This is a genomic window from Pseudomonas sp. M5A4_2d, from assembly GCF_053345295.1.
Genome location: NZ_JBKEZW010000002.1, coordinates 177,144 through 190,300, shown reverse-complemented (window position 1 = coordinate 190,300; position 13,157 = coordinate 177,144). Strand labels below are relative to the sequence as shown.

Sequence of the window (13,157 nt, the reverse complement as noted above, 5' to 3'; positions counted from 1 at the left end):
GCGTTCGCCTTGTTCTGAGCGAAAGGAAAACTTATGGATGTTCGCTTCCTGAGAAGCCTGGTCGCCGTCATTGAAACCGGCTCCATTGCCGCGGCTGCGCGACGTGAAAACCGTACCGCCGCGGCGATCAGCCAACGCATCAAGGCGCTTGAGCGGACGCTGGGCTGCACGTTGCTCATGCGTACGGCACATGCTGCGTTACCCTCGGACCAGTGCCTGCTGTTGTTACCAAAAATTCAGGCAGTCGTAGAGCAGGCGCGCGAGTTGCAGGAGGACTTGAGCCAAGACGGCTTATCGGGAGAGATTAAGATCGGTGCCATTTCAACGGCGTTGACCGGGGTCTTGCCAGGGGTAATCGAGCGGCTGGCACGTTCGGCCCCGAAGTTGAGGCTTAAGATCACACCAGGTGATTCCAGAAGCCTTTATGAGAGATTACTGACCCAGGAGTTGGACGCGGCGATTCTCGTCAGGCCACCGTTTCAACCGCCCAAGGCTCTGGTCACGGCATTGTTGCGTGCCGAACCACTGATTTTGATTGCGCCCTCAGCGTGTGAGACGCAGACGTTTGAAACCTTGTTACGCGAGCGATCATTTATCCGTTACGACGCTCGTTCGTGGGGCGGTCAGATCGCTCAGCGGTTTCTTGATGAGCAGTCCTTTGATCCGCAGGTGTGAGCTGGATGCTTTGGAAACCATCGTGATGCTGGTTGCTCAAGGTATGGGGGTATCGTTGGTGCCGCAGTGGACGGGAATGTCTCGGAACAAAATATGTGTTTTGGCGGTTGACGAAGAGCAGCGCTATGCGCGGGATCTGGTCGTGATGCATGGCTCGGTGCCGCGCCGTCCACTGTCCATGCGGCACCTGCTTGAAACGCTGTGCGGCACGCCTGTAAGCGGACCTCCTGCCTAGCAGACCAATGCTCACGGGCGCGTTTGGGTTGGCTGCCGGGCTACTGCGGCTCGGCCACTCGGCGTACGACTCGGCCAATCGTCAAGCCCTGCAACAGGATCGACGACAGCACCACGATGTAGGTGATGCTCAGCAACAGGTCGCGCTCCGGGCCCAGCGGCAGGGCCAGGGCCAGTGCCACCGAAACCCCGCCACGCAAGCCACCCCAGGTGAGAATGCGGATGGTGCCGCGTGGCACCGTGCGCCAGCGGCGCAGCAACAGAATCGCCGGGGCCACGGTCAGCAGGCGTGACAGCAGGATCGCCACGGCGAGCAAGCTGGCGGCGAATACGTGCAGCCAGTTGAACGGCAACAGCAGCAGTTCCATGCCGATCAGCGCAAACAGCAGAGCGTTGAGCATGTCATCGAGCAGTTCCCAGAAACCATCCAGGTAGCGCCGGGTCATGTCGTTCATCGCCAGTTTGCGGCCCAGGTTGCCGATGATCAGCCCGGCCACCACCATCGCAATCGGTGCGGAAACGTGCAGTTCGCTGGCCATCGCCGAGCCGCCAATGACCAAGGCCAGGGTCAGCATCACTTCGATCTGGTGCTGCTCGATGCTCTTGATCATCAGGTACACCAGGTAGCCGATGAGCCCGCCAAATGCCACGCCGCCAATGGCTTCATGGGCAAACAGCATGGCGGTGGCGCCGACGGTCGGCGTTTCGCCCAACTGTGCGATGCCGAGCAGCACGGTGAACACCACAACCGCCGTGCCGTCGTTGAACAGCGACTCGCCGACGATGGTGGTTTTCAGGGGTTTCGAGGCGTTCGCGGTTCGCAGCACACCCAGCACTGCAATCGGGTCGGTAGGCGAGATCAACGCGCCGAACAACAGGCAGTAAAGGAAGCTCACGTGCCAGCCAAACAGGGCAAAGATGTAGTACGCCAGGCTGCCGATCACCACGGTGGCGATTAATACGCCGAAGGTTGCGAGTAAGCCGATGGGCCAGCGATAACTGCGCAGGTCATTCAGGTTGACGTGCAAAGCGCCGGCGAACAGCAGGAATGACAGCATCCAATTCATCAGCAAGTCGCCGAAGTCGATCTGGCCGATCAACTGCTGGATACGCGCTTCCAGGCCGGGGTAGCCGATAACGCTCAGGCCTTGCAGGATCAGGGAAAACAGCAGGGCCGTGACCATCACGCCGATGGTGGGCGGCAGGCCGATAAAACGGAAGTTCACATAGGTGAGCAGGGTGGTGAGGCAGATGAAGGCGGCGACAAGTTCAAGCATCCGGAGTCCTTGGAGGAGAGTGACAGGTTGTTAATGGGTGGATGGACCGCAGCCGTGGCGGGATGTTGCAAACCACGCAGCAAAAGGCGGGTAGAACCTTTCGGTGCGGCACGGCTCATAGCGGGTAAGTGCGGCTTCGCATTTTTAGTGCTAAAACTCTAACCGCTGACTAAAACGACAAAAGGAATCTGTGATGACGGTGGCATTCTGGTGTGTGTTGATTGCAATGTTTCTGCCTTACCTGTGCACGGGTTTGGCCAAGTTCAGCGGCGGCAAGTTCGGGCCGCGCCAGAACCATGACCCGCGCGCTTTCCTGGACACCCTCGAAGGGTTCGCCAAACGCGCCCACAGCGCACAGCTCAACAGCTTTGAAGTGACGCCTGCGTTCGCGGCGGCGGTGATCATTGCGCACCTGGCCGGTACAGCGTCGCTAGTGACCATTAATGTGCTGGCAGTGCTGTTTATCACCAGCCGCCTGCTGTACATCATTTGCTACCTGGCGGACTGGGCGATGCTGCGTTCGCTGGTATGGTTCGTGGGCATGGCGTTGATTGCGAGTTTCTTCTTTGTCTCGATCTAAAGGCTGACGCGGTTTCATTGTGGGAGCGGGCTTGCTCGCGAAGGCGGCGGGCCAGTCATCAGTTGTGCTGGCTGATACACCGCCTTCGCGAGCAAGCCCGCTCCCACATTTGATCTTCAGTGGTCTTCAGGTCCCGGCGGGTGCGTCGGGCACCTGCGGCAACGCTGCACCCTTGGGCCACAACATCCAGATCTGTCCCTGTTGCTTCATGTTCCCGGCCAATTCACCCGCTGCATCACCCGTGCCCCAGAACAAGTCCGCACGCACTTCGCCGGTGATGGCGCCGCCCGTGTCCTGCGCGGCGACGGGGCGTGCGATGGGTGAACCATCGGGTTGGGTGGTCGACAGCCACAGCAGGCTGCCCAGCGGAATCACCTTGCGATCCACTGCCACGCTGTAGCCCGCCGTCAGCGGCACATTCAGCGAACCACGCGGGCCTTCATTGCTGTCCGGGCGGGCGCTGAAAAACACGTAGCTGGGGTTGCTCGCCAACAGTTCCGGGATGCGTTGCGGGTGCGCCTTGGCCCAGGCGCTGATGGCGCCCATGGTCACGTCTTCTTTTTTCAGCTCGCCTTGCTCCACCAGCCAGCGGCCGATCGGTCGGTAAGGGTAGCCGTTCTGGTCGCCATAACCGACGCGCAGTTGACGCCCGCCCGCCAGTTGAATGCGCCCCGATCCCTGGATCTGCAGGAATTGCAGGTCCATCGGGTTAGTCAGCCAGGCAATCGGCTTGGCCGTGGAGCCCTGGCCGTTGATGGTACTGGCATCGTCATAGGGCTTGAGTACACGGCCTTCGAGACGGCCGCGCAGGCGCTTGCCTTTGAGTTCCGGGTAGATGCTTTCCAGGTTGACGATGATCAGGTCATCCGGCACGCCGTAAACCGGCACATGGGCCGTGGCGGTTTCGGTCAGGCTGCCGGGGTAGACCGGCTCGTAGTAGCCGGTGATCAGACCGTTCGGCGTGTTGTCGGCCGAGCGCAAACCGAATACATCCAGGCGTTCCTTGAGAAAACTGCGAACCGCCACGGCATCACCCGGCACGGTGGCTGCTGCTGCGCAGGTGGCGCCCCATACCGGGTCGGCCTTGAGGCGTTGGCAAGCGCTGCGCCAGGATTCAAACCCGGCCAGCAGATCGCTGTCGGAGACGGCTGGCAGGGCTTCCCACGGTGCGCTCACATAAGTGGCGACCGCATGGGGTTTGGCCGCTTCATCTTTTTTGTGGGCCTCTTTACCGCCATCGCATCCGGCCAACAACGCCAGCATCGGCAGAGCCAGCGCCAGGCGGCGGCTCCAGGGTTTCAACGTGATAGTCATACAAGCAATTCCTGAAGCGGTTGCCCGCGCCGTGGCGCATTCAGGCAACCCTTATTATTAATAGGGCTATTGGTCTTTACGGGCGGGGCGAGGATACTGACCGCCGTTTCCCGTGACCTTGAAGCCATCATGACTTTTAAAAAACTGACCGTGGTATTGCTGGCCAGCCTGACCTTGTCCGCTTGCGGCGGTGTCGATCCGAATTCGCCCCTGGGCCAACGCAAGGCAATCTTTAAGCAGATGCTCAAAACCGGCGAAGACCTGGGCGGCATGTTGCGTGGGCGTATCCCGTTCGACGGCGCCAAGTTCGCCGAAGGCGCAGTCAAGCTCGATGCCTTGTCCCACGAACCGTGGAAGCATTTCCCGAGCGTGCGTGAAGAAGATCACACCAGCGCCAAGGACAACGTGTGGCAACAGCAGGCACGCTTCCAGGAGTTGGCCCGAAACCTTGAAGCGGCCACCGGTGAATTGGTGATCGCAAGCCAAGTGCAACCTTACAAGGCCAGCAACCTGGGGCCGGCGGTGCAGAAGGTTGAAGATGCCTGCACAGCCTGCCATAAACAGTTTCGGGATCACTGACCGGTCTTACTTGTCGAGTTCTTCTACGGCGTCCTGCAGTTCCTTGCGGGACTGAGCGAGTTTGTCTTTGCGTTTGTTGATCTTGTCCGCGTCGCCCTTTTTCATTGCCTTGTCGAGGTCGGCCTGGCGGCGGCTGACTTCATGTTTGGCGTCGAGCACCTTGTTCTCGCGCTCTTTCCTCAAGGACGCGTCGGTGCAGTGGGCGGTGACTTCGCTCAGGGCTTTTTCCAGACCGGCTTGCTGCTCACTGTTGCCATGGGTCCTGGCCTGTTCGATCTGGGCGCTGATGGCTTGGCGTTTGGCGGCGCAGCCGGTAAGTTCCGGGACTTCTTCGGCGGCCAGCAGCGGCGTGGTCATGAAGCTTGCGACGGTAAACAAGGCAAGTGGGGCTAGAAATTTCATGTAAGGCTCCAAGGTCGCAATCGGTTGGCAGGGTGAATTCTGCCGGGGTTAAAGGTGGCCGGGCGGGGCTTAAAACCCGTCAATCCCGGCCACACGTAATGTTTCAGCTAATGCTTGTACTTGCGGGTCGCGAAAAAAAGCGCTCAATTGCGCCGCGCGGCCCGGGCCAATACCGTCGGTAGCCAGCCAGGCCTGGACGTCTCTGGCGGCCAGGGTCTGCCAGCCGCCCTCCAGATCGTTGCGTGCCGAAGGCGGTACTCCCAGCGCTTTGAGCCATTGCGCAAAGGGCCGTTGCCGAGCGCTTTGAAGGCTGTCGAGCACACGGGCACGGCTGCGTTCACCGAAGCCGTCAATGTTAGCAAGCTCTGCCGCATCCAGGGTCAACCAATCGAGAAAGCCTGCGATTAGACCGGCCTGAATCAATGCGTTCCAGGTTTCGCGCCCTATATTCGGTAAGGACAGGCCTTGATTGCTGCTCAGCCAGGTCAGCCGGGCGAGCAACTGTTCCTCGCAACCGGGGTCCAGTTGCCAACAGCTCAACGCGTGGAAGTCCCGCGCATCCGGTACCTGCACCGCCACCCTTGTCTTGTTGCGCAGGATCACTTGGTCCAACCGGGGAATCACTTGGCCGGCAAGGCTAATGGAGACCTGATCGCCAGGTCGGATATCCAGCGCATGCCACTGTTTCAGGGAGCCGACGTTGACGCGGCGAATTTGCCGATCGTCCAGCCGCACGGGGTCCAGTTCCAGAATGGGGGTGATGCGCCCGGTGCGGCCGATCTTGAAGTGCACCTTGCGCACCAGCGCCAGCGCCTTGGTGACCGGGTACTTCCAGGCGATCGCCCAGTAAGGCGATCCGGCCTGCCAGCGTTTGGCGGGCGGGTGCAACGCCTGGTGCAACACCACGCCATCGCTGGCGAAGGGCAGCGGATGGTTGTACCAGTAGCTGCGCCAGTGCGCGGCCTCAGTCATGTTCTGGATGGGCTGGCTGTAGCGACGGCTGTCGGCAAAACCCCAGCGCGCCAAGGTGGCCAGGCGCGTGGTGAAGTCTGCCGGGCCGTCGGGCCAGGCCCAGACGAATAAGCCGATTCCAGCGGCGTCGGCGTCACTCAGCTGGCGACGATTCATTAGCCCTGCCACCTTGCTTCGGGCACTTACCCCGCCGTGTGCTGACTGCACATGATCGTCAAGGCGCCAATAGAGTTCGCCTTGCAACACCAGATCGGTCGGCTCCGGCAGTTGCTGGACAATGCCGGGGAGCTTGCGTGCGGCGGCTGACCAATCCTGGCCGAGCAGGCCGTCACCTCGGCTGATGAGTTGGCTCAACCGACCCCGGTGATACACCAGCGTCACTGCAACGCCGTCGACCTTGGGTTGAATCCATACGTCTTGTCGGGTTCGGAGCCACTCATCGACAGCCTTTTCATCGACCAGCTTTTCCAGGCCGGTGTGCGCGACCGGGTGAGCCCGCGTGCCCCGTGAACTGGCCAATGGGTTGTCGGTGGCTTTGGTTAATTGAGTAAAACACGTTCTCCACTGAGCCAGGCGGTGGCGAGCCTGATCATAGAGTTCATCACTGACCGGGGATTGGCCAAGCCGGTGGTAGCTGTCATCCCATAGTCTTATCTGTTCAGCCAAGGTGTCGACCTGTGATCGCGCTTCCTCGGGGCAATCGTCTGCCCAGGCCAAAAAAGGCAGGGCGCTGAGTAAAAGAGCAATCAGTAAACGCATCATGAGCATCCTTGCTCGGAAGGGGCGCCCAGCCTAAGTGATCCATGCGGCCACAAAAAAGCCCCGACGCTGCGGGGCTTTTTACCGGGTGTTTCGAGTTACTTGAACAGACCGCCCAAGGCCTTCACCGTATCGTTCTTATCCAGCTTGGCTTCCTGTGTTTGCTGCTTGGCGTCGACTTTGGCCTGGGACTCAGCCAGTTTGTTACAGCCTTTGTTGACCTGCTCTTGTGCCGCTTTAAAAGCCTTCACGCTCAGCATGTCGTTCTTGGCCTCGGCCGCATCGATCTTGGTTTGCAGGTCTTTGGCTTGTTGCTGGCAATCACCGGACTTGCTGCCCAGTTGGGTGCTCAGGGCGCCACCCAGTGCGCTCAGGTCGGCAGCCTGGGCCGGCAGGGTGAACAGGCTGAGCAGAAGGGCGGCAGGGACGAGCGTGGAGATGCGCATGAAAAACCTCAATGTTCGATTGCCTGCGCGCTTATCGGCCCCGGGCTGGCGCAGTGCAATATCCAAATAAGGTGAAGCGCCCGAGAGGGCGCGGATTCTAGAGGGCCATTATTTGGCCTGCAAGGTTTTGGATCCAAAAACGTGAATGTCATCCGGTTAATCACCCGGCCAATAAAAAGCCCCGCAGGTTTTACCCTGCGGGGCTTTGTGTACCGCGGGTGATTACAAGCCTGCAGCGGTACGCAGGTCGCTGGCGCGGTCGGTTTTTTCCCAGGTGAACGTGGTGAAGGTGTCGTCGCCGACAGTCTTCTGCGCAGGGGTACGACCGAAGTGGCCGTAGGCTGCGGTTTCCTGGTACATCGGGTGCAGCAGGTCGAGCATGGTGGTGATCGCGTAAGGGCGCAGGTCGAAGATCTCACGCACCAGCTTGACGATCTTTTCATCGCTGATCTTGCCGGTGCCGAAGGTATTCAGCGAGATCGACGTAGGCTGAGCCACACCGATAGCGTAGGAAACCTGAATTTCGCAACGCTCGGCCAGGCCGGCCGCAACGATGTTCTTGGCCACGTAACGACCGGCGTAGGCGGCGGAACGGTCAACCTTGGAGGGGTCTTTACCCGAGAACGCGCCACCGCCGTGACGGGCCATGCCGCCGTAGCTGTCGACGATGATCTTGCGGCCGGTCAGGCCGCAGTCGCCCACGGGGCCACCGATGATGAACTGGCCGGTCGGGTTGATGTGGAACTGAGTGTCCTTGGTCAGCAGCTCGGCAGGCAGCACGTGCTTGACGATCAGCTCCATCACACCTTCGCGCAGGTCGGCGTAGGACACATCCGGGTTGTGCTGGGTCGACAGTACAACGGCGTCGATGCCCACCACTTTGCCGCCTTCGTAACGGCAGGTCACTTGGGACTTGGCGTCCGGGCGCAGCCATGGCAGCACGCCGGATTTACGCGCTTCGGCCTGGCGCTGCACCAGTTGGTGGGAGAAGGTGATCGGTGCCGGCATCAGCACGTCAGTTTCGTTGCTGGCGTAGCCGAACATCAGGCCCTGGTCGCCGGCGCCCTGATCTTCAGGCTTGGCGCGGTCCACACCCTGGTTGATGTCGGGGGACTGCTTGCCGATGATGTTCATCACGCCACAGGTCGCGCCATCGAAGCCGACGTCGGAGCTGTTGTAGCCAATCTTGGTGATGACGTCACGGACGATCTGTTCCAGATCGACCCAGGCCGTGGTGGTGACTTCACCGGCGATGATCGCCACGCCCGTTTTCACCAGAGTCTCGCACGCCACACGGGCGAACTTGTCTTCAGCAATGATGGCGTCCAGCACCGCGTCAGAAATCTGGTCGGCGATTTTGTCCGGATGCCCTTCAGACACGGACTCGGAGGTGAAAAGGGAGTATTCGCTCATCTCGATGATTTCCTGATATTTACCGATGGTGAGTGTCGCCAGCCGGCCGCTGAAAATGGCGGACCTGGATCTGGAAACCATTACGTAAACCTACATAGAGGCTTTCCCCGGGAACGAGTCCCGCAGCGGTGGCCCAACGGGCCAGATCGTCCTGTTCAAAACCCAACCAGAGATCACCGCAGGCCTCCTTGGCCCAATTCTGGTTGTGGCTGCATAAATCTGTGACCAGCAGGCTACCGCCGGGTTGCAGCAAGTTTGCCATCTGCTTGAGGGCGTCGGCGGGGGCGGCGAAATGGTGCAGGACCATGTTCAGCACCACGCAATCGGCCCGCAGGCTGGTGTCATTCAACGCGTCTGCCAACTGCAGGCTGACATTGCCCAGGGCTTCGCGCTCACACAGCTGGCGCGCCAGTTCGAGCATCGCCGGGCTGTTGTCCAGCGCCGTCACCTGCTGAAAGCGGCGCGCCAGTTCCGGCAGGAAACCGCCGTCGCCAGGTCCGACTTCCAGCGCCGTCGCCTCATGACTGAAGCTCAGCTTGTCCAACAGCGCCAGTACGCTTTCGCGGTATTGCGGCAAACCGGCGATGAGGTCCTGCTGGGCGCGAAACTTTTCGGCAACCCGAGAGAAAAAGTCCTGGCTGGCGGCGGCCCGTTGCCCGTGGACCTGGCCGATGCGCGACTGCACATCCGCCGGCAGGCTCAAGTTGTCGACTTCTTCGAGCAAAGCGCTGTGCAGCTTGCCGCCGAGCAGCTCGGTGTGGGGCAGGGCACGGCGGTAAAAAATCGCATTGCCTTCGCGGCGGGTGGCTACCAGCTCGGCCTGGGCCAGCACCTTGAGGTGGTGGCTCATGCCGGACTGGCCAATGGCAAAGATTTGCGCCAGTTCCAGTACCCCGAAGGAGTCGTTGGCCAGTGCGCGCAGTACGTTCAGGCGTAACGGATCACCAGCGGCCTTGCATAAGGCAGCCAGCTCATCGCCGTCGTCGGGACGCAGGGAGGGCACGGGTAGGTTCATAAGGCCAGCAGTCTAGTGATGGGTGTAAATCCCTGCAAGGCCAATATCAAAAAGTTTTGATATTGGTCGATAAGTGGCGGTTATAAGCAGCCGCTATTACCTCTAGACGAAGCCGTGGGGCGTTTCTGCAAGCGATTGCCGTGCAATGCGCAGGAAAAACACCGTCAAGTGACTATCTGTCATTGCCCGCAGGCGGTGGCTGAGGGAAAATGCCGGTCCTTTTTTCGGTTTCTATATTCAAACCCCAGGAGATCAGCGATGCCCAGCCGTCGTGAGCGTGCCAACGCCATTCGTGCCCTCAGCATGGATGCCGTGCAAAAAGCCAACAGCGGCCATCCCGGTGCCCCGATGGGCATGGCGGATATCGCCGAGGTACTTTGGCGTGACTACCTGAAACACAACCCGAGCAACCCGTCGTTCGCCGACCGTGACCGCTTCGTGCTGTCCAACGGCCACGGCTCGATGCTGATTTATTCGCTGCTGCACCTGACCGGCTACGACGTCACCATTGATGACCTCAAGAGCTTCCGCCAGCTGCACAGCCGCACCCCGGGCCACCCGGAATTCGGCTACACCCCAGGCGTCGAGACCACCACCGGTCCCCTGGGCCAAGGCCTGGCCAATGCGGTTGGCTTTGCGCTGGCTGAAAAAGTGCTGGGCGCGCAGTTCAACCGCCCTGGCCACAACATCGTCGACCACCACACCTATGTGTTCCTCGGTGATGGCTGCATGATGGAAGGCATTTCCCACGAAGTCGCCTCCCTGGCCGGTACCCTGGGCCTGGGCAAGCTGATTGCCTTCTACGATGACAACGGCATCTCCATCGACGGCGAAGTCGAAGGCTGGTTCACCGATGACACCCCGAAGCGTTTCGAAGCCTACAACTGGCAAGTGATCCGCAATGTTGACGGCCACGATCCGGAAGAAATCAAGACCGCCATCGACACCGCGCGCAAAAGCGAGCAGCCGACCCTGATCTGCTGCAAGACCACCATCGGTTTCGGCTCGCCGAACAAGCAAGGTAAAGAAGACTGCCACGGCGCCCCACTGGGTGACGCGGAAATCGCCTTGACCCGCGAAGCGCTGAAGTGGAACCACGGCCCGTTCGAAATCCCGGCCGACATCTACGCCGAGTGGAGCGCCAAGGAAAAAGGCCTGGCGACCGAAGCCGAGTGGGACCAGCGTTTTGCGGCCTACTCCGCCGAATTCCCGGCATTGGCCAACGAGCTGGTGCGTCGTCTGGCCGGTGACCTGCCTGCCGACTTCTCGGAAAAAGCCTCGGCCTACATCGCCGAAGTCGCGGCCAAGGGCGAGACCATCGCCAGCCGTAAAGCCAGCCAGAACACCCTGAATGCCTTCGGCCCGCTGCTGCCTGAGATCCTCGGCGGTTCGGCTGACCTGGCCGGTTCCAACCTGACCCTGTGGAAAGGTTGCAAAGGTGTTTCGGCAGAAGACGCCAGCGGCAACTACATGTACTACGGCGTGCGCGAGTTCGGCATGAGCGCCATCATGAACGGCGTGTCCCTGCACGGCGGCCTGGTGCCTTACGGCGCGACCTTCCTGATGTTCATGGAATACGCGCGCAACGCCGTGCGTATGGCCGCGCTGATGAAGAAGCGGGTGATCCATGTGTACACTCACGACTCCATCGGCCTGGGCGAAGATGGCCCGACGCACCAGCCGGTCGAGCAACTGACCAGCCTGCGTACCACGCCGAACCTGGATTGCTGGCGCCCAGCCGACGCGGTCGAATCCGCCGTGGCCTGGAAGCACGCCATCGAGCGCAAGGACGGCCCTTCGGCGCTGATCTTCTCGCGTCAGAACCTGCAGCACCAAGTGCGTACCGACGCGCAAATCGCCGACATCAGCCGTGGCGGCTACGTGCTCAAGGACTGCGCTGGCGAGCCGGAGCTGATCCTGATCTCCACCGGTTCCGAAGTCGGCCTGACCGTTCAGGCCTACGACAAGCTGACCGAGCAAGGCCGCAAGGTGCGTGTTGTGTCGATGCCCTGCACCAGCCTGTTCGAAGCCCAGGACGCGGACTACAAGCAATCGGTATTGCCGTTGCAAGTCAGCGCGCGTATCGCCATCGAAGCGGCTCACGCCGACTACTGGTACAAGTACGTGGGCCTGGAAGGCCGCGTGATCGGCATGACCACCTACGGTGAGTCGGCGCCGGCGCCAGCGTTGTTCGAAGAGTTCGGTTTCACCCTGGAAAACATCCTGGGTCAGGCTGAAGAGCTGCTGGAAGACTAAGGCTGTAGATTGAGGTGGCTGTACTGACGCCTTTGCGAGCAAGCCCGCTCCCACACTTGATCGGGTTCACACAGTTGCAATTGTGAACCCATTCAAGTGTGGGAGCGGGCTTGCTCGCGAAAGCGATCTAACAGCCACCCTATTACCCAAGGTAATCGAGAACCCCATGCCTCAACCGCGTCGCTACAAAGTTGCACTCAACGGCTACGGCCGCATTGGTCGTTGCGTCTTGCGTGCTCTGTTCGAGCGAGGGGCGGCGGCCGGGTTTGAAATTGTCGCGATCAACGATTTGGCCGACATGGCCAGCATCGAATACCTGACACGCTTTGACTCCACTCACGGCCGGTTCCCCGGCGAAGTGCGGGTCGACGGTGATTGTCTGCATATCAATGGCGACTGCGTAAAAGTCTTACGCAGTGCCACCCCCGAGGGCATCGACTGGGCGGCGCTGGGCGTCGACCTGGTGTTGGAATGCTCCGGTGCTTACCACACCCGTGCCGATGGCCAGCGTTTTCTCGACGCCGGTGCACCGCGTGTGCTGTTTTCCCAGCCGATGGCCAGCGAGGCGGATGTCGACGCCACCATCGTCTACGGCATCAACCAGGATTGCCTGACCGGCGATGAGCTGCTGGTGTCCAACGCCTCCTGCACCACCAACTGCAGCGTGCCGCTGTTGCGCCTGCTGGATCAGGCGATTGGCCTGGATTACGTGTCTATCACCACCATCCACTCGGCCATGAATGACCAGCCGGTGATCGACGCCTATCACCACGAAGACCTGCGCCGTACGCGCTCGGCGTTCCAGTCGGTGATTCCGGTGTCCACAGGCTTGGCGCGTGGTATCGAACGGTTGTTACCGGAACTTGCCGGGCGAATCCAGGCCAAAGCTGTACGGGTGCCGACGGTGAACGTGTCCTGCCTGGACATCACCATGCAAACCGTCAGCGATACCGATGCCACTGAGGTCAACCGGATTTTGCGCGACGCCGCCACCCGCGGCCCGCTCAAGGGCCTTTTGGCCTACACCGAGTTGCCGCACGCCAGTTGTGATTTCAACCATGACCCGCATTCGGCGATTGTCGATGCCAGCCAGACCCGTGTTTCCGGCCCCAGGTTGGTGAACATCCTGGCCTGGTTCGACAACGAATGGGGGTTTGCCAACCGAATGCTGGATGTTGCGGACCATTATCTGCACATCGCCTCTGCTAAATCAGCCCTTTAAATCAGCCAATTCA

At 60.7% G+C, this 13,157-nt stretch carries 13 protein-coding genes; 6 read left to right on the top strand and 7 right to left on the bottom strand.

Annotation, left to right across the window (positions count from 1 at the left end; genetic code table 11):
* Positions 1 to 33: 33 nt before the first annotated feature.
* Together ACLBW8_RS07785 and ACLBW8_RS07780 are read left to right on the top strand one after the other, a co-directional pair.
* Positions 34 to 675, top strand: coding sequence for a LysR family transcriptional regulator (locus ACLBW8_RS07785; RefSeq protein WP_447805099.1), 642 nt, complete (start codon positions 34 to 36; stop codon positions 673 to 675).
* Positions 647 to 910, top strand: coding sequence for a hypothetical protein (locus ACLBW8_RS07780; protein ID WP_447805098.1), 264 nt, complete (start codon positions 647 to 649; stop codon positions 908 to 910). The genes ACLBW8_RS07785 and ACLBW8_RS07780 overlap by 29 nt, the downstream gene beginning before the upstream one ends.
* A 40-nt stretch (positions 911 to 950) precedes the next feature.
* Here the strand turns inward: ACLBW8_RS07780 and ACLBW8_RS07775 are convergent, their stop codons facing one another.
* On the bottom strand, positions 951 to 2,186 hold the full coding sequence (locus ACLBW8_RS07775) for a cation:proton antiporter (protein ID WP_447805097.1): 1,236 nt from the start codon (positions 2,184 to 2,186) through the stop codon (positions 951 to 953).
* A 193-nt stretch (positions 2,187 to 2,379) separates the two neighbouring features.
* On the opposite strand from ACLBW8_RS07775, the gene ACLBW8_RS07770 reads away from it, so the two are divergent.
* Positions 2,380 to 2,766: an MAPEG family protein gene (locus tag ACLBW8_RS07770; RefSeq protein ID WP_064454502.1), complete on the top strand. Its 387-nt coding sequence runs from the start codon at positions 2,380 to 2,382 to the stop codon at positions 2,764 to 2,766.
* A gap of 126 nt (positions 2,767 to 2,892) precedes the next feature.
* Here ACLBW8_RS07770 and mltA read toward each other — a convergent pair whose 3' ends face one another.
* Positions 2,893 to 4,080, bottom strand: a complete 1,188-nt coding sequence (mltA, locus tag ACLBW8_RS07765; RefSeq protein WP_447805096.1) for a murein transglycosylase A — start codon at positions 4,078 to 4,080, stop codon at positions 2,893 to 2,895.
* 129 nt (positions 4,081 to 4,209) lie between these two features.
* On the opposite strand from mltA, the gene ACLBW8_RS07760 reads away from it, so the two are divergent.
* On the top strand, positions 4,210 to 4,659 hold the full coding sequence (locus ACLBW8_RS07760) for a c-type cytochrome (RefSeq protein ID WP_447805095.1): 450 nt from the start codon (positions 4,210 to 4,212) through the stop codon (positions 4,657 to 4,659).
* 6 nt (positions 4,660 to 4,665) lie between these two features.
* On the opposite strand, the gene ACLBW8_RS07755 is transcribed toward ACLBW8_RS07760, so the two are convergent.
* From ACLBW8_RS07755 to ACLBW8_RS07735, 5 genes are all read right to left on the bottom strand, one after another.
* Complete coding sequence (locus ACLBW8_RS07755) at positions 4,666 to 5,061, bottom strand: DUF1090 domain-containing protein (protein WP_447805094.1); 396 nt, start codon at positions 5,059 to 5,061, stop codon at positions 4,666 to 4,668.
* 69 nt (positions 5,062 to 5,130) lie between these two features.
* Positions 5,131 to 6,795, bottom strand: coding sequence for an NAD-dependent DNA ligase LigB (ligB, locus tag ACLBW8_RS07750; protein WP_447805093.1), 1,665 nt, complete (start codon positions 6,793 to 6,795; stop codon positions 5,131 to 5,133).
* Positions 6,796 to 6,890: 95 nt separating this feature from the next.
* Positions 6,891 to 7,238 carry a hypothetical protein gene (locus tag ACLBW8_RS07745; RefSeq protein ID WP_447805092.1) on the bottom strand — a complete coding sequence of 116 codons (348 nt, stop codon included), beginning with the start codon at positions 7,236 to 7,238 and terminating at the stop codon, positions 6,891 to 6,893.
* A gap of 222 nt (positions 7,239 to 7,460) precedes the next feature.
* Complete coding sequence (gene metK, locus ACLBW8_RS07740; RefSeq protein ID WP_447805091.1) at positions 7,461 to 8,651, bottom strand: methionine adenosyltransferase; 1,191 nt, start codon at positions 8,649 to 8,651, stop codon at positions 7,461 to 7,463.
* A gap of 19 nt (positions 8,652 to 8,670) precedes the next feature.
* Positions 8,671 to 9,666 carry an ArsR/SmtB family transcription factor gene (locus ACLBW8_RS07735; protein WP_064454495.1) on the bottom strand — a complete coding sequence of 332 codons (996 nt, stop codon included), beginning with the start codon at positions 9,664 to 9,666 and terminating at the stop codon, positions 8,671 to 8,673.
* A 258-nt stretch (positions 9,667 to 9,924) separates the two neighbouring features.
* On the opposite strand from ACLBW8_RS07735, the gene tkt reads away from it, so the two are divergent.
* Together tkt and epd are read left to right on the top strand one after the other, a co-directional pair.
* Positions 9,925 to 11,922: a transketolase gene (gene tkt, locus ACLBW8_RS07730; protein ID WP_447805090.1), complete on the top strand. Its 1,998-nt coding sequence runs from the start codon at positions 9,925 to 9,927 to the stop codon at positions 11,920 to 11,922.
* Between the two features lie 166 nt (positions 11,923 to 12,088).
* On the top strand, positions 12,089 to 13,144 hold the full coding sequence (gene epd, locus ACLBW8_RS07725; RefSeq protein WP_447805089.1) for an erythrose-4-phosphate dehydrogenase: 1,056 nt from the start codon (positions 12,089 to 12,091) through the stop codon (positions 13,142 to 13,144).
* Positions 13,145 to 13,157 lie beyond the last annotated feature (13 nt).